Source organism: Pseudomonas alliivorans (assembly GCF_017826695.1).
In the GTDB taxonomy this organism is placed as follows: Bacteria; Pseudomonadota; Gammaproteobacteria; order Pseudomonadales; family Pseudomonadaceae; genus Aquipseudomonas; species Aquipseudomonas alliivorans.
The window spans coordinates 234,234-252,124 of record NZ_JAFFZW010000004.1 but is presented as its reverse complement, the minus strand read 5'-3'; the positions used below and the strand labels follow the sequence as shown (position 1 = coordinate 252,124).

General features: G+C 58.2%; 17 protein-coding genes. 6 read left to right on the top strand and 11 right to left on the bottom strand.

Annotation, left to right across the window (positions count from 1 at the left end; all coding sequences use genetic code 11):
- Position 1: 1 nt before the first annotated feature.
- On the bottom strand, positions 2-700 hold the full coding sequence (locus JTJ32_RS13720; protein ID WP_184321144.1) for a PspA/IM30 family protein: 699 nt from the start codon (positions 698-700) through the stop codon (positions 2-4).
- Positions 701-952: 252 nt separating this feature from the next.
- On the opposite strand from JTJ32_RS13720, the gene JTJ32_RS13715 reads away from it, so the two are divergent.
- A complete protein-coding gene (locus tag JTJ32_RS13715; RefSeq protein ID WP_210042358.1) occupies positions 953-2,107 on the top strand; it encodes an efflux RND transporter periplasmic adaptor subunit in 1,155 nt (384 codons plus the stop codon).
- Between the two features lie 13 nt (positions 2,108-2,120).
- Positions 2,121-5,174 carry a multidrug efflux RND transporter permease subunit gene (locus JTJ32_RS13710; RefSeq protein WP_210042356.1) on the top strand — a complete coding sequence of 1,018 codons (3,054 nt, stop codon included), beginning with the start codon at positions 2,121-2,123 and terminating at the stop codon, positions 5,172-5,174.
- Between the two features lie 55 nt (positions 5,175-5,229).
- On the opposite strand, the gene JTJ32_RS13705 is transcribed toward JTJ32_RS13710, so the two are convergent.
- From JTJ32_RS13705 to colR, 5 genes are all read right to left on the bottom strand, one after another.
- Positions 5,230-5,457 carry a hypothetical protein gene (locus JTJ32_RS13705; protein WP_099226274.1) on the bottom strand — a complete coding sequence of 76 codons (228 nt, stop codon included), beginning with the start codon at positions 5,455-5,457 and terminating at the stop codon, positions 5,230-5,232.
- Positions 5,454-6,173: a lipopolysaccharide kinase InaA family protein gene (locus JTJ32_RS13700; RefSeq protein WP_210042354.1), complete on the bottom strand. Its 720-nt coding sequence runs from the start codon at positions 6,171-6,173 to the stop codon at positions 5,454-5,456. The genes JTJ32_RS13705 and JTJ32_RS13700 overlap by 4 nt, the downstream gene beginning before the upstream one ends.
- Before the next feature lie 4 nt (positions 6,174-6,177).
- The gene (locus JTJ32_RS13695; protein WP_099226276.1) at positions 6,178-6,858 is read right to left on the bottom strand and encodes a class I SAM-dependent methyltransferase; all 681 of its coding nucleotides are present in this window, start codon (positions 6,856-6,858) and stop codon (positions 6,178-6,180) included.
- Positions 6,859-7,042: 184 nt separating this feature from the next.
- Entirely contained in the window at positions 7,043-8,332 is a 1,290-nt protein-coding gene (locus JTJ32_RS13690; protein WP_099226277.1) for a sensor histidine kinase, read from the bottom strand.
- Positions 8,322-9,005 carry a two-component system response regulator ColR gene (gene colR / locus JTJ32_RS13685; RefSeq protein WP_004881475.1) on the bottom strand — a complete coding sequence of 228 codons (684 nt, stop codon included), beginning with the start codon at positions 9,003-9,005 and terminating at the stop codon, positions 8,322-8,324. The genes JTJ32_RS13690 and colR overlap by 11 nt, the downstream gene beginning before the upstream one ends.
- Positions 9,006-9,183: 178 nt before the next feature.
- On the opposite strand from colR, the gene JTJ32_RS13680 reads away from it, so the two are divergent.
- Positions 9,184-9,915, top strand: coding sequence for a phosphatase PAP2 family protein (locus JTJ32_RS13680; RefSeq protein ID WP_210042504.1), 732 nt, complete (start codon positions 9,184-9,186; stop codon positions 9,913-9,915).
- A 320-nt stretch (positions 9,916-10,235) separates the two neighbouring features.
- Here JTJ32_RS13680 and groL read toward each other — a convergent pair whose 3' ends face one another.
- The 4 genes from groL to JTJ32_RS13660 all read right to left on the bottom strand — a co-directional run bounded on the left by groL (position 10,236) and on the right by JTJ32_RS13660 (position 13,773).
- Entirely contained in the window at positions 10,236-11,879 is a 1,644-nt protein-coding gene (gene groL, locus JTJ32_RS13675; protein WP_099226279.1) for a chaperonin GroEL, read from the bottom strand.
- A gap of 49 nt (positions 11,880-11,928) precedes the next feature.
- Positions 11,929-12,222, bottom strand: a complete 294-nt coding sequence (locus JTJ32_RS13670) for a co-chaperone GroES (protein ID WP_004881479.1) — start codon at positions 12,220-12,222, stop codon at positions 11,929-11,931.
- 257 nt (positions 12,223-12,479) lie between these two features.
- Positions 12,480-12,974, bottom strand: coding sequence for an FxsA family protein (locus JTJ32_RS13665; RefSeq protein WP_184321152.1), 495 nt, complete (start codon positions 12,972-12,974; stop codon positions 12,480-12,482).
- A gap of 67 nt (positions 12,975-13,041) precedes the next feature.
- Entirely contained in the window at positions 13,042-13,773 is a 732-nt protein-coding gene (locus JTJ32_RS13660) for a HugZ family pyridoxamine 5'-phosphate oxidase (protein WP_210042352.1), read from the bottom strand.
- A 137-nt stretch (positions 13,774-13,910) separates the two neighbouring features.
- Here JTJ32_RS13660 and JTJ32_RS13655 point away from each other — a divergent pair, with 137 nt between their 5' ends.
- Positions 13,911-14,669, top strand: coding sequence for an SDR family oxidoreductase (locus JTJ32_RS13655; RefSeq protein WP_210042503.1), 759 nt, complete (start codon positions 13,911-13,913; stop codon positions 14,667-14,669).
- A gap of 54 nt (positions 14,670-14,723) precedes the next feature.
- Here JTJ32_RS13655 and JTJ32_RS13650 read toward each other — a convergent pair whose 3' ends face one another.
- Entirely contained in the window at positions 14,724-15,731 is a 1,008-nt protein-coding gene (locus JTJ32_RS13650) for a DUF481 domain-containing protein (protein WP_099226281.1), read from the bottom strand.
- Between the two features lie 160 nt (positions 15,732-15,891).
- Here JTJ32_RS13650 and JTJ32_RS13645 point away from each other — a divergent pair, with 160 nt between their 5' ends.
- Complete coding sequence (locus tag JTJ32_RS13645) at positions 15,892-16,248, top strand: MGMT family protein (protein WP_099226282.1); 357 nt, start codon at positions 15,892-15,894, stop codon at positions 16,246-16,248.
- Positions 16,249-16,302: 54 nt separating this feature from the next.
- The gene (locus tag JTJ32_RS13640) at positions 16,303-17,853 is read left to right on the top strand and encodes an AmpG family muropeptide MFS transporter (protein ID WP_210042350.1); all 1,551 of its coding nucleotides are present in this window, start codon (positions 16,303-16,305) and stop codon (positions 17,851-17,853) included.
- The last annotated feature ends 38 nt before the right edge of the window (positions 17,854-17,891 follow it).

Here is a 17,891-nt window from a genome sequence, read left to right as displayed (position 1 = left end):
ATCAGGCGCACTGCTGCCGGCGACTGGTCTTGATTCGCTGCAATACGGTTTGCGCGCTGAAGTTGTCCACGGTGATCCCGGCGTCCAGCAATCGCTGTTCAAGATCGGCATCGGCAAGGCTCGACTCCTCCTGAACCTGCCGACGGGCCTCCGTCTCCAGTTGACGTTGCTGGAGATCGTTCAATGCATCGGTGGCACTTCGCAGCCTGCTGGCCGACTCCTCGTGGGATACCGTCCAGCCGCCTTGGGCCTGCTGCACGAACTCGGTGGTCCGCACCATCTCGACCTGCTGCCGGAGAGCCCAAAGCTTCTGTTCACTGACGCGCAGACTCGCGCTCAGGCTGCTGGCGGCAGTGGCATAGCCTTGAGCAATACAGGCATCCTCTTCCATCCGCTTTTCCAGCAGGCCAATCTGTGATGCAACTGCCAGGGCGGCAGCTTCATCATCAGCCTCCAGGGCTGCCTCGGCATCGAGAATCAGAGAGGCGACCTGTGCGCGCGCCTGAGCCACCTTTCGCGTTGCATGAAGATTCCTGGCCATCAGACCTGCGAGGCTGGAACGGCTGGCGTCGAGGTGTTGTTCGGCGTTGCGGATTTCCTTGTCGAGGATGTGCAACGTTTGCCGGGCCACCACGCTACTCGACGCTTCGTTTGCTCCGCCCTGCAAGGCAGTCACTATTTTCGTCCAGATACCGGCCATGCCATTTTCCCTTGGGCGTATTGATCGAGTTCTGATGACTCGATAAACATCCCGCGAAAGATGACATAGGAGAAACCGGCGTTATGCCGGAACAGTCGTTTAAAAAAGTAAGAAACTTCCCCAAGGTCTGAAATTCACGACTTTGAACACTTATATTTTTCCAGACGCTGCATTAGCAACTAGATTTGAAAGGCTGCCATTCGGGTCGAGTTCACGATCCTGTGCGCTCCAAATATTCCAGGGAAGTGAAGCATGTTGCGTCGTCGCATGTTGATAATGCTGGGCGTTGTGCTGTTCGTCGTGCTTGCGCTCGCGGGTTACAAAGCGTTTTCCATTTACCGGCAGATTCAGCAGTTCAGCACGCCGAAGCCACCTGTCAGCGTGGCGGTGGCCATCGCTGTCGAGTTGCCTTGGCAAAGTCGGCTCCCTGCCATCGGTACCTTGAAAGCCGTACAGGGTGTGGACCTGAGCCTGGAGATCGCCGGCACGGTCAAGGCGCTGCTGTTCGAGTCCGGGCAGAAGGTTCGCGTCGGGCAGCCGCTGCTGCAACTGGACAGCGATGTGGAACGGGCGCTGCTTGGCACCGCCGAAGCGGACCAGGGGCTGGCACAGGTCGAGTACGGGCGCGGCAGCAGGCTGGTCGGCGATCAGGCGATTTCCCGAGGCGACTTCGACAGGCTGGCAGCGCAATTGAAGAAGGCCAGCGCCACAGTGGCTCAGCTCAAGGCGTCGCTGGCAAAGAAACAGATTCTGGCGCCGTTCAGCGGCACCATCGGAATTCGTCAGGTGGATGTCGGCGACTATCTGGCCAGCGGTACCGTCATCGCGACCCTGCAGGACTTGAGCAGCCTCTATGTCGATTTCCACGTGCCTGAACAGGCCCTGCCAAAGCTGTCCGTCGGGCAGCGGGTGCAAGTCAGTGTGCCTGCTTATCCCGGCCAGTCGTTCGACGCCACGATCAGTGCGATCAACCCCAAGGTCGACGAAAGCACGCGCAACGTTCTGATTCGCGCCACTCAGCCAAACCCGGACGGTAGGCTGCTGCCCGGCATGTTTGTTGATCTTCAGGTCATTCTGCCCAGCGCGCCCAGCCAGATCGTGGTCCCGGAAAGCGCGATCACCTACACCCTCTACGGCAATTCGGTTTACGTGGTGGTGCCCAGACAAACAGAAACAGGAAAGCCTGAAGCCAATGCCCAGGGCGAAACACAACTGACGGTAGAGCGTCGCTTTGTCAAAACCGGCGAGCGCCGTGACGGCAAGGTGGTGATACAGGAAGGGCTCAAGGCGGGAGACCAGGTGGTGAGTGGCGGGCAGTTGAAGCTGGACAACGGCGCTCATGTCGCGATCAGCGCAGACGCAACACAATCCGTCGACAACAAAGCCCCGGCAACGCGCGCGCAATGATCAGGGAACTGTCATGACCTTTACCGACCCGTTCATCCGTCGCCCGGTTCTTGCAACCGTTGTCAGCCTGCTGATCGTATTGCTGGGCATTCAGGCGTACAGCAAGCTGGTCATCCGCCAGTATCCGCAGATGGAAAATGCGCTGATCACCGTAACGACGGCCTATCCCGGCGCCAACGCCGAAACCATTCAGGGCTATATCACCCAGCCGCTGCAGCAGAGTCTGGCCAGTGCCGAGGGCATCGACTACATGACCTCGGTCAGTCGCCAGAACTTCTCGATCATCTCTATCTACGCACGCATCGGGGCTGACAGCGACCGGCTGTTCACCGAGTTGCTGGCCAAGGCCAACGAGGTCAAGAACAAACTGCCGCAGGACGCCGAGGATCCTGTGTTGAGCAAAGAGGCGGCTGATGCGTCGGCGCTGATGTACGTCAGTTTCTACAGCTCACAATTGAACAATCCGCAGATCACCGACTACCTGTCACGCGTCATTCAACCCCGTCTGGCGACACTGCCGGGCATGGCCGAGGCGGAGATTCTGGGTAATCAGGTGTTTGCGATGCGCCTCTGGCTGGACCCGGTGCGCCTTGCCGGTTTCGGCCTGACAGCCGCCGATGTCACCGATGCAGTGCGTCGTTACAACTTTCTGTCGGCGGCTGGCGAGATCAAGGGCGAATACGTGGTTACCAGCATCAACGCCACCACCGAACTGAAGTCTGCCGAGGCCTTCGCCACTATCCCCTTGAAAACCAATGGCGACAGCCGTGTGTTGCTGGGTGACGTGGCACGGGTAGAGATGGGCGCCGAGAACTACAACACCGTCAGCTCGTTCGATGGCATTCCCTCCGTGTACATCGGCATCAAAGGCACGCCGAGTTCCAACCCGCTGGATGTCATCAAAGAAGTGCGGCGCATCATGCCGGAGTTGGAAAGCCAGTTGCCGCCGAGCCTCAAGGTGTCCATCGCCTACGACGCGACCCTGTTCATCCAGGCGTCGATTCATGAAGTGGTGAAAACACTCCTAGAAGCCGTGCTGATCGTGATCGTGGTGGTCTTTCTGTTCCTCGGTGCGCTGCGCTCGGTGCTGATCCCGGTGGTCACCATTCCGTTGTCGATGATCGGTGTGCTGTTCTTCATGCAGTTGATGGGCTATTCGATCAACCTGCTGACGTTGCTGGCAATGGTGCTGGCGATCGGTCTGGTGGTGGACGACGCGATTGTGGTGGTCGAGAACATCCACCGGCACATCGAGGGAGGGAGGACGCCGTTCGAGGCCGCCATTGAAGGCGCAAGAGAGATCGCTATGCCGGTGATGTCGATGACCATCACGCTGGCCGCCGTATACGCCCCGATCGGCTTTCTGGAAGGACTGACCGGTGCGCTGTTCAGGGAGTTCGCCTTGACCCTGGCAGGAGCGGTGGTCATTTCCGGCATCGTTGCCCTCACCCTCTCGCCCATGATGTGCGCCATGTTGTTGCGCCGCGAAGAAAACCCCAGCGGCCTGGCGCACAGACTCGATCAAGTATTCGAAAGGCTCAAAGTGCGCTACCGACGCATCCTGCATACCACGCTCAATACCCGTCCGGTGGTCGTGGTATTCGCGATCATCGTGCTGTGCCTGATTCCGGTGCTGCTCATGTTCACCAAATCGGAGCTGGCACCGGACGAGGATCAAGGCATCATTTTCATGATGGCCACATCGCCTCAGACCACCAACCTGAATTACATCAACGCTTATACCGACCGGTTCGTGGCGCTGTTCAAAGCCTTTCCCGAATACTATTCATCGTTCCAGATCAACGGCTTCAATGGCGTGCAGACTGGCGTGGGCGGGTTCCTGCTCAAGCCCTGGAACGAGCGGACTCGCACTCAGATGGAGATCCTGCCTGAGGTGCAGGCCCGACTCTCCGATATTCCCGGGCTGCAGATATTCGGCTTCAACCTGCCTTCACTACCGGGAACCGGCGAAGGGCTGCCGTTTCAGTTCGTGATCAATACACCGAACGACTATCCGGCGCTGCTGGAGGTTGCCGAACGGATCAAAAAACGCGCAACCGATTCGGGCAAGTTCGCCTTCATGGACATCGACCTGGCTTTCGACAAACCGGAAGTGGTTGTGGATATCGACCGAGCCAAGGCAGCGCAGATGGGCGTGTCCATGCAGGATCTGGGCGGTACGCTGGCAACCTTGCTGGCCGAGGCGGAAATCAATCGTTTCACCCTCGAAGGACGCAGCTATAAGGTCATTGCCCAGGTGGAACGTGCCTACCGCGACAATCCCGGGTGGCTGAACAACTATTACGTCAGAAACAGCGAGGGCCAGTTATTGGCGCTTTCCACCCTGATCACCGTCAGCGACCGGGCACGGCCGCGACAGTTGAATCAGTTCCAGCAACTCAACTCGGCGATCATTCAGGGCTTTCCCATCGTCAGCATGGGCGAGGCGCTCGAAACCGTCAGACAGATTGCAAGTGAAGAGGCGCCTGAAGGTTTCGCTTACGACTACGCGGGGGCATCCAGGCAGTATGTCCAGGAAGGCAGTGCCCTTTGGATAACGTTCGCGCTGGCCCTGGCGATCATCTTTCTGGTGCTGGCGGCGCAGTTCGAAAGCTTCCGCGACCCGCTGGTGATTCTGGTGACGGTCCCGCTGTCGATCTGCGGGGCCTTGATCCCGCTGTTTCTGGGGTTATCGAGCATGAACATCTATACCCAGGTCGGGCTGGTGACCTTGATCGGCCTGATCAGCAAGCACGGCATTCTGATTGTCGAGTTCGCCAACCAGTTGCGTCGGCACCAGGGACTGTCGGCGAGGGAAGCCGTGGAAGAAGCTGCAGCGATTCGTCTGCGCCCGGTCTTGATGACAACGGCGGCAATGGTATTCGCAATGGTGCCACTGATACTGGCAACCGGCGCCGGAGCTGTCAGCCGTTTCGACATCGGTATGGTTATCGCGACCGGCATGTCAGTCGGCACGCTGTTCACGCTTATCGTCCTGCCTTGCGTGTACACCTTGCTGGCTGTGCCTGACAAACGGGCAGAGCGTGCCAGCCCTGTCGTACATTGACCCCTTGCCAAACGACAAAGGCCCCGACAAGGGGCCTTTCAGGTCAAAGGAGTTTTCAATTTTTCGAACCGGTACCCTGTGCCAGGCTGTACATCAGGAGCAGCAGATCGTGATCGGGCTTCACTGCTACTTGACTCTTGATTGCACGAGGCAAAGGACAATGCCCTTCTCCGTGCTGGGCACTCAGGATCTTCGTGCCCGGTTGTTCAAGCGCCGCCATGGCGACTGTTGCAGTCGCCAACGCCGCGAACACGAACAAACCTCTAGCCATTTCGAGCTTCATGACTCTAAACCTTTGATAGAGCTGCCAAACGCCGCCTGGTAAAAATAGACCAACTTCTGCCAGTCTGCGGCACTGAATGACGAATGGCGTCTGAGTTGCTTCATGTCATGCTGCGCGGCCCCGTAGGCTGTCCAGCGACGACGACCCTTTTCCAGGTCAAGCAGTGCAACCTCGGCTCTGGCCTGGGCGCCCTCGCCGGTAACACGCACAAAAATATGCTTGATATAAAGACAGCTGTGCTGCCAACGCCCCAAATGCATGCGTGCCAGCGTTTTACCGATTTCGCTCAGCATTTGCTCGTACAACAGTTCGCCGTATTGCTCGCGACCACCTGCAGCAAGCCATTTTTCGAACTCTTCGAATCCTTCGAGGGCCTCGGTTACCAGAAGCGCACGCCATTCGTTTTCGGTGCGCTCGGCTCCGCAGAACACGATCTGCGGCACACCGACGCCCAGCCTGTTCAGACCTTCAAGCGCATCACGCTCGCGAAGTACGGTCGGGCGTCCAAACGGATGCAACCAGCTGCGGTAGATATGGCCAGTCTGCCGTTTGCTGTAGAGCGTCTGTCCATCGTCCGTGACCAACCGTTGTACGCCGCTCTCGCCACCACGCCGCACGTTGGGCTCTTCAACCCATTCGCCTCGCTGGCTCCAAAAGTGACTGAACCCGTTATTTTCCGGGTTCACAACCGGTTCCCTCAAGGACTGCAGACCCATCTATTCACCTTTTACGCAATACATAGACTCGCCACATGGCGTACATCGGCAGGAAGTCCATTCGCTTCTGAATGCGAAATCCTGCCTCTTCAAATTCGGTTTCTGCGGTAGTGACCGGTAACACAAAACGGTTCTGGTAACTTTCCTGCCCATTTTTCTCGTGACGCTGGCTCTCGAGTTTTCTGCGCCTCCAGGCCTTGAAATTGCCATCCACCCACAATGAGACAATGACACTGTCGCGGGTAACGCGCTGAAACTCCCGTAACAGAGCCATCCGGTCGCTCGATTGCCCGACGTGGTGCAACAGACGCATACAGAAGATGCTGTCCACAGCGTTGTCAGGCAGGTCGATTGCAAAAGCAGACGTCTGCAAAGGTCGTACCCTTTTCACCACATCAGCCGGTTGAGACTCACAGGCGGTTCGCAGCATGTCGGCGGAGTTGTCCGCTCCAATGATGGAACGATTGGGCTTTTCGGCCAGCAAGGGCCAGAACCGACCTGCCCCGCAGGGAAGATCCAGTACCAGACCGGGATCTCCGACCATATGCAGCGCCTTTCGTGCCAATTGTTCGTCGCGATAGTGAGACAACTTGCGCCATAGACCGTCCTGATGTTTTTCCAGGTACTGGCGAGCGTGGTCCTTGTCGTACTTACGGGAAAACTCAAGTTCAATGCGGTCGCTCATGAGAGCATCTCCTGACGTTAATGGCAGCCAAATTAGTCAGGCTGCCGTCATCGTCAGGTCATCTGAATGTGAAAAAAACGTCACATTGACCGGCTAAATGTTTCCAGAGTTTACAGGTACTTGCGTGCCATGTGCGCCGCCTCTGGTCAGAGAGCGGCTTGCACGCGAGGGGTCCAGACGGACATTACGGCTTGACGATGTCCAGCGTAACCTTGAAGCGGCACCCGTGGGGCTCCATCGGAGTCAGGCTGACGCTCCACCCTTGGTTGGCACAGATACGCTGAACCAGCGACAGGCCGAGCCCCAGGCCTTCGCCACGCTGCTCGTTACCCCGCACGAAGGGTTCGAACATGGCTTCGCGTTTCTCTTCCGGGATACCGACACCGCTGTCTTCGACGACAAAACTTTCGGACTGCAGTGTCAGCGTAATGAAACCGTGGTCGGTGTAGTGCAGGGCATTGCGCAGCAGATTGCCCATCACGGCATGAAGGAACGTTGCGTTGTAGCGAATCTCGGAGACCTGACCTTCAGGTGGCGGGTTGTAGGTCAGCGTGAGTCCTTTGCCCTCTATCGGGTCACGCCATTGCGAGATCAGTTGCTCAGCCACGCCGACCAGCGTCGCCTTGGGCGTCATGGCCGGATCCTCGCGTTGCGTGCGGGCGAGCATCAGGAAGGTCTGGACCAGATCACGCATCTCTTCACAGGCACGAGCGATGCGCTCTACCTGACGGCGCGCACGCTGATCAAGTGCCGGGTTTTCGAGCAACAGTTCGCAGGAGCTGGCCAGCACCATCAACGGCGTACGCAGCTCATGACTCACGTCGCTGGTGAACATCCGTTCGCGAATCAATGCCTGGCGCAGACGCCCCAGCGTGGCATCGAAGGCGACGGCCAGTTCACCCACTTCGTCTGCGGCATAGTCAGGCGCCAGAGGCGGCGCAAGGCCCAGCAACTGGTCACGATGGCGGACCTGTCTGGCCAGCCGCACAACCGGCGCCATCACGCGTCGGGCAAGCACCCAGCCCAGGAAGACGGCCAGCGCCAACGCGAGTACGAAGCCCACCAGCACCACCGCGAACAGCACGCGCTCGCGCTCTTCGAAATCGCTCTGGTCCTGCAGCAAGGCGTAGTGCCGGCCATCGACCACTTCGATCATCGCGTGATAGGACAGCGGCCCGCGAAATACTTCGTGAAAGCCGGGTTCAAGATGACGCAAGTCCTTGGGCAGGTCGAAGTCGCCGGGGCCGTTGGTGAAGTAGAACAATTGGTCAGGCTTGGGCCGATGGCTCCAGTCGCTGACGCTGTCCATCAGCATGAGGCGGTTGAGATCGCCGCCCAGACCTGCGGAAATCAATTTCTCTTCGACCAGGTGAACGGTGGAAATAATGCCGATTGCAAAGGATCCGGCGACCAGCGCGCTCATCAGGGCAAACGCGATGATGATGCGCTGGGCAAGGCTCTGTTTAAACTCCATCCCGGCCCTCGGCCAAGCGGTAGCCCACACCGTGTACGGTTTGCAGCAATGGCTTGGAAAACGGTTTGTCGATCACCTGACGCAACTGATGCACGTGACTGCGCAGGCTGTCGCTGTCAGGGCAATCATCGCCCCACAGCGCTTCTTCAAGAATTTCACGACGCAACACGTGCGGGCTTTTCTGCATCAAGACCGCGAGCAGCTTGAGACCGACCGGGTTGAGCTTGAGCATCCGCCCTTCCCGTGTCACCTCAAGCGTGTCGAGATCGTAGATCAGATCGGAAACCTGCAAGGTGCGACGCCCGCCGCCCTGGGCGCGACGCAGTACAGCTTCTATGCGCGCCGCCAGTTCGGACAGGGCGAATGGCTTGAGCAGGTAATCATCGGCGCCGGAGCGAAAGCCCTGCAGGCGGTCGTCGAGCTGGTCACGTGCGGTCAGCATGATCACCGGCGTATCACGACGAGCGTCTTCACGCAGGCGCTTGCACAGGGTGTAACCGTCGATACCGGGCAGCATGATGTCCAGCACGATCAAATCGTAATGTTCGGTGGCAGCCAGATGCAGTCCCGAGAGGCCATCCTGTGCGCAATCGACGGTGTAGCCTTTCATGCCCAGGTAATCGGCCATGTTTGCCAGGATGTCGCGGTTGTCTTCAACCAGAAGAATTCGCATGGAGCACTCTCATATGCAATTTGGGCTGGCGCAGCTTAAGACGAAGTGGACGTCAGGGCCAGCGCCGAAATGGCCTAACGATTTTTTCATCTAGAATTCACAACTCGCGTGACACACTCCGAAACAAAATTGCCGCAATTCATGACTGCGGCCCGTCTTCCACTGAACCGGATTTGCCATATTGAAAGCCGCCTCCCCGCCGTACTCCCGTCCGCTCAACCTCTGGATATACCTGGGCATACCTGCCGTCACCGCTCTGATACTGGTTCTGCTGGAACTGACCACAGTGGACATGGACCTTGCCAGACTCGCCTTCGATCCGGCGACCGGTGCGTTCATCGGCAGGCACAGCTACTTTCTGGAAGACGTGCTGCATGATCGCGCCAAACAGGTGGTGATGGCGATTGGAGTACTGGCGATGATCAGCTTCGCTGCGTCCTTCAAGGTCGAGCGCATGATGCCGTGGCGTCGTGAACTGGGGTATCTGGTGCTGTCGATGGCCTTGGCTACCGGTTTCGTGACACCGCTCAAGGTCGCAACCTCCGTACAGTGTCCCTGGAGCCTGACCGAGTTCGGCGGCCAGGAAACCTACAGCGAACTGCTCAGCCCGCGACCGGCAACCGACAAGCCCGGTCGCTGCTGGCCAGGCGGTCATGCGGCTACCGGTTTTACTCTGTTCGCCCTGTTCTTCATGTTTCGCGACCGCAAGCCACGTCTGGCCAAAGCCGGGCTGATACTGGCATTCACGCTGGGATCGATCTTTTCGGTGGGTCGTATGCTGCAGGGGGCGCACTTTCTGTCGCACAACCTGTGGACGGCGGTGTTCTGCTGGTTGATATGTCTGGGGGTTTATTACTTCGTGCTGTACAGGCCTGAACGCCGCGAACCGGCAGTTCAGCTCTCGCGCTGACGTTTCACCTCGTCATACCAAAGCTGGCTTCACACTGATCATGCCCACCGTTTCGCGTGGGCATTAGGCCCGTGGCGCTGCGTGTCACAAATGGCACAGGTTGCGCCACTTTGACGGAGCGCCGTAAGCAAACTCCTTCGCGCTAGTTACGGCCCCGGCTTCGCCGGGGTTCCTTCGTCCTGACACTGATTCGGTGGTGCTTCGTACTATCGCGTTAAAAGAGCATGACAGCGCTAACGCCGGACTGCAGACCAGCTATAAAAAACCCCGCACAAGGCGGGGTTTTTTATGATGGGTGTTGCTTGAGGGGTAAAGCCGGCTTACATCATGCCGCCCATACCACCCATGCCGCCCATGTCCGGCATGCCGCCGCCTGCTGGCTTGTCTTCAGGCACGTCAGCGATCATCGCTTCAGTGGTGATCATCAAGCTGGCGATCGAGGACGCTGCCTGCAGAGCAGAGCGAGTGACCTTGGCCGGGTCCAGGATACCCATTTCGATCATGTCGCCGTATTCACCAGAAGCAGCGTTGTAACCGAAGTTACCCGAACCCTGCTTGACCTTGTCGACTACAACGCTTGGCTCGTCGCCGGAGTTGGCAACGATCTGGCGCAGCGGTGCTTCAACAGCACGACGCAGCAGAGCGATACCGACGTCCTGATCAGCGTTGTCGCCTTTCAGGCCTTCGATGGCCTGCAGGGAGCGAACCAGAGCAACGCCACCGCCAGGCACCACGCCTTCTTCGACGGCTGCGCGGGTTGCGTGCAGGGCGTCTTCAACGCGGGCTTTCTTCTCTTTCATTTCGACTTCGGAGCCGGCACCGACCTTGATCACCGCAACACCGCCGGACAGCTTGGCCAGACGCTCTTGCAGCTTCTCTTTGTCGTAGTCGGAGCTGGTGTCACCGATTTGCTGGCGGATCTGAGCGATGCGCGAGTCGATGTCGGTTTTAACGCCAGCACCGTCGATGATGGTGGTGTTTTCTTTGTTCAGCACAACGCGCTTGGCATTACCCAAATGTTCCAGGGTAGTGGTTTCCAGGCTCAGACCGATCTCTTCGGAGATAACGGTACCGCCAGTCAGAACAGCGATGTCCTGCAGCATGGCCTTGCGACGGTCGCCGAAACCTGGAGCCTTGACGGCTGCAACCTTCACGATACCGCGCATGTTGTTCACAACCAGAGTCGCCAGGGCTTCGCCTTCGACGTCTTCGGCAACGATCAACAGTGGACGACCTGCCTTGGCGACTGCTTCCAGAACCGGCAGCATTTCGCGGATGTTGGAGATCTTCTTGTCAACCAGCAGCAGCAGCGGGCTGTCCAGTTCGGCAACCATGGTGTCCGGCTTGTTGATGAAGTACGGGGACAGGTAACCACGGTCAAACTGCATGCCTTCAACGACAGACAGTTCGTTTTCCAGACCCGAACCTTCTTCAACGGTGATGACGCCGTCTTTGGTCACTTTTTCCATGGCTTCGGCAATGATGTCGCCGATGGAGTGATCAGAGTTCGCCGAGATGGTACCGACCTGGGCAATTGCCTTGGTATCGGTGCATGGCTTGGACAGCGACTTGAGCTGAGCAACGATGGCGATGGTCGCCTTGTCGATGCCGCGTTTCAGGTCCATCGGGTTCATGCCGGCAGCGACGGCTTTCAGGCCTTCGTTGACGATAGCCTGAGCCAGTACGGTAGCGGTGGTAGTACCGTCGCCCGCGTCATCGTTGGCACGGGAAGCAACGTCTTTTACCAGTTGCGCGCCCATGTTTTCGAAACGGTCTTTGAGTTCGATTTCCTTGGCAACCGACACACCGTCTTTGGTGATCAGCGGAGCACCGAAGCTCTTCTCGATGATGACGTTACGGCCTTTCGGGCCCAGGGTCGCTTTTACTGCGTCAGCCAGGACGTTTACACCGGCGAGCATTTTTTTGCGGCCAGAATCGCCGAATTTAACTTCTTTAGCAGCCATGATCATTATTCCTTGAATACTTTGTAGTAACGGAAATCAGCGCGAGCACTCAGCCTTCGATAACAGCGAGAATCTCGTTCTCGCTCATCACCAGCAGGTCTTCGCCGTCTACTTTCACAGTGTTGCTGCCGGAATAAGGGCCAAACACCACTTTGTCACCCACTTTCACGGCCAGCGCACGTACTTCACCGTTGTCCAGCACGCGGCCGGTACCAACAGCGACGATCTCGCCACGGTTTGGCTTTTCGGCAGCCGAACCTGGCAGAACGATACCGCCGGCAGTTTTCGTTTCTTCTTCGCTGCGACGGATTACGACGCGGTCATGCAGAGGACGAAGCTTCATTGTCGATCTCCTGATTATGGTTGTTGAGCGTCCGGTGAATGCACCGGCCTGTTATAAATTCCGGACTTGCCGGTTACGGTTCGACGCGCGAACCGCAGAATACGGTCTGGCAATCAGGCCAGAAACCTTGCGGTGACCCATACATAAGGGCGGGCAAGGTTATTACAAGGCTTGGGCAAGAAAATTTTTGCAGCCTGACAAAGCCCGCAAACGAGCGCGGCACCCGAAGGTGCCGCGCAGCGAAGGTATTGAAGGGTTTATTTGTCCCGGTGCTCGAACTCGCCCTCGATCACGTCGGGCTCGCGGGTGGGCTGGTGAATTGCGTGCGTGCGGCCGTTCGCCGTTTGCTCGTCGGCACGGCTCTGCAGATCATCGGCGAAGGCGCGCTGGCGCATGGCCTGAGCCTCGGCGCGTTGACGTACCTTGCTGATCAGCAACCGGCGAGTCACAGGCAGCAGGCAGATCACGCCCAGAATGTCACTGATGAAGCCTGGCAACAGCAGCAAGCCACCGCCTACTGCAACCATCAGACCTTCGAGCATCTGCTGGGCAGGCAGCTCACCACGGGAAAGGCTTTCACGGGCACGCAGAGCCGTGGCGAAACCCGCCACGCGCATGACGAAAAGTCCCAGCATCGATGTCGCCAGGACCAGCAGGAAAGTCCAGAGAAAACCAATGGACATGCCGACCCGAACCAGAATGAACAGCTCGAGTACCGGAAAAAGTAAGAACATCAGCAAAAAAACACGCATCAAATCAGTTCCTCAGCGCAAGGGTGCCTTGCAAGTAGACCGTATGTGATGTCAGAAAGTCGTTAATTCAAGCGTGCTTCCCGTCAATTACCGGCCATTTTTCTGCGTGAGCCAGTTGGACCAAGGCCTCACGGACTTGTGTCGGTGTATTACAAGGCTCGCGGAATGCCAACCAATAAAGGCTGTTCGCGATACGCAGGTGCATGCCTTCGCTGTCGATGCCGACCAGTTGCGCGGGTTCGGTTCGCGGCAGGCCCGACAATTCGACGTAGTGGGCAATGGCCTTGGCATGGTCCTGGTTCATATGCTCGACCATGCCCGTTTCGATCTTGCCGGCAAACGGATTGTCCAGCACGACCTCGTCCAGCCAGTGGATGGCGCCGAAGCCGCCGATGTACCGGAAGCGAACAGGATCAAGCACCCAGAAATCGAAATCGTGAGCCATGTGATAACTCTGCGACTCGGGGAAGAACCGGTAGTACCGTCGTGCTGCAGCCTCAATCGCATCAGGATCACTGAGCTTTTCGGCCTGCGCCAGAACCGTCACCCGAGCGACCGCCTGCACATCCTCGGCGCCCCGCTCGCCCACCAGCACCGAGCATCTGGGATCAAGCGTCAGATTACGAGTGTGCTGAGCGATGCGGCTGATCAGTATCAATGGACGACCCAGATCATCCAGGCAGTAAGGCACAACCGAACCGAACGGATATCCCGGCATGGAATTGGAATGCGTGGACAAGGCAGCTCTGTACTCCTTGAGCAGCAGGTGCCTGGCATCCTTAGAGGCTTTCGCGCTCATCATGTGATCCCTTATAACGTTTGTGTCGAGTTGAAGACGAACGCGCGGAAACAGAATATAACGTGCTCTGGCAACGGCACCTGAACTCACCTCGAATGAGTCATGCCGTGAAGACAATCAGCGGATTGGGCACGCACATGGAATTGAAAGACAAGCTAATAATAATCACCGGCGCGGGCCAGGGTCTGGGCCGCGCGATGGCCGAACACCTGGCCGGCAAAGGTGCGAATCTGGCGTTGGTGGATCTCGATCAGAAAAAGCTCGACCAGGCGGTTGCAGCTTGCCAGACACAAGGCGTGCAGGCACGGGCTTACCTGTGCAACGTCGCGAACGAAGATCAGGTCGTGGAAACCATCGGCAGGATCGCCGAGGATTCCGGGGCCATTCACGGATTGGTCAACAACGCGGGCATCCTGCGAGATGGTCTGCTGGTCAAGGTCAAGGACGGCGTCATGACCAAACTGAGTCTGGCTCAGTGGCAGTCGGTCATTGACGTCAACCTGACCGGCGTCTTCCTGTGCACGCGCGAAGTGGCAGCGAAGATGATCGAGCAGAACAGCCAGGGCGCGATCATCAATATCTCGTCGATTTCACGCGCGGGAAACATCGGCCAGACCAACTATTCCGCCGCCAAGGCCGGTGTAGCCGCAGCAACCGTGACCTGGGCACGGGAACTGGCGCGTTACGGCATCAGGGTCGCTGGCGTGGCACCCGGCTTCATCGAAACCGAGATGACCGGCAGCATGAAGCCCGAGGCACTGGAGAAGATGACGTCCGCCATCCCGCTCAAGCGCATGGGCAAGCCAGACGAAATCGCCCACTCGGTAGCTTACATTCTGGAAAATGATTATTTCAGCGGGCGCATCCTGGAGCTGGACGGCGCGATGAGAATCTAGACGGCGGTATGATTGGTCAGCGACGCGCCTGTAAGCGCGTCACTGACCTCTTGCTTACCAGGCGACGCCGAAACCTGCGGTGTAGCGTGTCTTGTCGACATCACCATTGCTGGAGCCGCTGATGACGTCTTTCTCGGCCTTGAGGTTAAGCGAGGCCCATTCGGTGACCTTGTAGCGCAGCCCCGCCTCGACATCCAGCGAGTAGTCCGCAACGCCACTCAACGGTTTGCCCAGCTCGCCGTTGGTGAAGAACTCGACCTTTTTGCCGATCAGGTAGCGGTTGTAATCCCAGGTACCGGCGACCGAATAGAAGTTTTCCTTCTCGTCGTTGGAAAACTCGAAGTCCGTACGGTTGAGCAGTGCACCGACCTTGAAGGCACCCAGCTCATCATCCCAGAACTGGTAACCGGGACCCGTACCGACAACACGCTGGCGGGACAGGTCTTCGATCTTGTCGCGCTTGTAGGTAACGCGAGCGTCCCAGAAGAATTTCTCGGTCAGGAAGCGGTCGATCGAGTACTCGGCGCTCCAGTTGTCGGTGCCGACCACATCGTCTGTCGTCTCGCGGTTGTATTCGCCTCTGGCGTTATGTCGCCATTGACCGTGACGCGCCGATGTCTTGAAGGCGACGTTGTAGTCATTGGTGTCGTTCTCGGCCTGCTGGAAGTCCAGCGCAGCGTCGATATTGCCCTTCCAGACCAGATCGGTGATGACCGGCTTGGGCTTGATGATCTGTTGAATGCTCGCCAGTTCGACGGTCTTGGGTGCTTCGCCATTGGCCAGAACCACTTTGCCGTCATCGGACGCTTTCAGTGACTTGGCAACTTCGCCGGTGTACTGGTCCTGCTTGACCAGCAATGGCTGGTCGCTTTCCAGTGTCTTGACCTTTTTCCAGTCAATCGGAATGGCACCGCCGTATTCGGTCTGCAGCAGCAATTTACCGCCGTCGAAAACCTTGATGGTACCGGTCAGTTTGTCGCCGTTCTTCAACCATACGGTATCGGCAAGCAAAGGAGTGGAGGCAGCGGTGAGGGCAAAACACAGAAGGGTTCTGGACAACATAAGCGACGACTAGGCTCTGTTTGGCGGAAAATCGGGCATCATCCCGCTGGAAAAAAGTCAAGGCAGTCCACGGACCCCCGAACATAGGTATCACTGACCACCAGATCCGTCTGTAGTTCCAGGAAACGACAATCAATCTCGTTTTATACAGGATTAGCATGTGACTGACCCCGTTTCAGAGCAAAACGACCCCAGCGGTCTTTCACCCGCCGACGCACGGCGCACAGCACTTTATCTGACCCTGGCTCAAGTGCCGGAAGGAAAAGTGGTGAGCTACGGGCAACTGGCGGAACTGGCCGGGCTTGGCAAGGCGGCCCGCTGGGTAGGCCGCACCTTGAGCCAGTTGCCGCCGGGTTCGGCGCTTCCCTGGCACCGTGTTCTGGGTGCCGGTGGCAGGCTGAGTCTGCCGCCCGGCAGCCCCTCCGGTGACGAACAGCGCGCCCGTTTGCGTACCGAAGGCCTTACAATTCTGAACAATCGGGTTGATATGCAGCGTCATGGCTGGCGCCCCACGTAGTTCAACGGTTAGAGTGCGCCCTTTGTTTTCGTAAACTGAGGCAGACTCCAGCCCATGCCCCGTAAAACCTGGCGCGCCGCGCTCGCCGCATATGCCAGCCCATCGACTTTAGTGTTGCTGCTGCTCGGATTCGCTGCGGGCATGCCTTACATGTTGGTCTTTTCGACGTTATCCGTCTGGTTGCGTGAAGCCGGCGTCGCTCGCGAAACCATCGGCTACGCCAGCCTGATCGGTCTTGCCTACGCCTTCAAATGGGTCTGGTCGCCACTGCTCGATCAGTGGCGCCTGCCGCTGCTCGGCAAACTGGGCCGTCGCCGCTCCTGGCTGGTGCTGTCCCAGACCCTCGTGCTGCTGGGCCTGATCGGTATGGGTTTCTGCGATCCGCAGCAACATCTGTCCTGGTTGATCGCCATCGCTGTGATCGTGGCCTTTGCGTCCGCAACCCAGGACATCGCGATCGATGCGTATCGCCTGGAAATTGCCCAGGACACTCAGCAGGCCGCGCTGGCCGCCAGCTATATGTCCGGCTACCGCATTGCTGCGCTGCTGGCGACCGCAGGCGCACTGTATTTCGCAGAAGGCTTCGGCTCGACCGGTTTCGCCTACAAGCACTCGGCCTGGACCGGCACCTATGTGCTGTTCGGCCTGCTGATGCTGCCTGCGCTGATCACCACGCTGATCATGCGAGAGCCGCCAGTGCCGTTGCGCACACAGCTGTCGGCAGCGCGCTACGGATTCACTCACCAATTGGCCTCTGTCTTCGTTCTGATCGTGCTGCTGGTGTCGGTTCCGGCAATGTTCACCCAGCTCTACAACACCGATTTTGCCAGCGTGCTGTTCGGAGGCACCAGCTGGATGGACTTGCTGCTGGAAGACCGGGCCTTCCTGCGCGCGATCCTCTATACCCTGCTCACCATCGGCTGCCTGTCCTCGATGGGACGTCGCGGCCTGGCGCCGGTCCTGACCCCGATCAACGATTTCATCATGCGTTATCGCTGGCAAGCCTTGCTGCTGCTGGGGCTGATCGCCACCTATCGCATGTCGGACACGGTCATGGGCGTCATGGCCAACGTGTTCTATATCGACCAAGGCTTCACCAAGGATCAGATCGCCAGTGTCAGCAAGATCTTCGGCCTGGTCATGACGCTACTGGGCGCAGGTGTCGGCGGCCTGCTGATCGTGCGTTTCGGCATCATGCCGATTCTGTTCATCGGCGGCCTGAGTTCAGCGTCCACCAACATCCTGTTTCTGCTGCTGGCAGACATGGGGCCGAACATCAAAATGCTGATCCTGACTATCTCGCTGGACAACCTCAGTTCAGGCCTCGCGACCTCGGCGTTCGTGGCCTACCTGTCGAGCCTGACCAACCTCAAGTTCTCGGCGACCCAGTACGCCCTGCTCAGCTCGATCATGCTCCTGCTGCCGCGTCTGATCGGCGGCTATTCGGGGGTGATGGTGGAGAAGTTCGGTTATCACAACTTCTTCCTGATCACCGCTCTGCTCGGCGTACCGACGCTGGTGATGATCATTCTGCAGTGGAGCAAGGACGCTAAAGGCATGAAAATCGAAGAACCTGCTCAGTCACCGACCATTGACAAGCCTTGAGGCCGACGAGCCTTTTCTGCGCACGATACTAAAGGAAC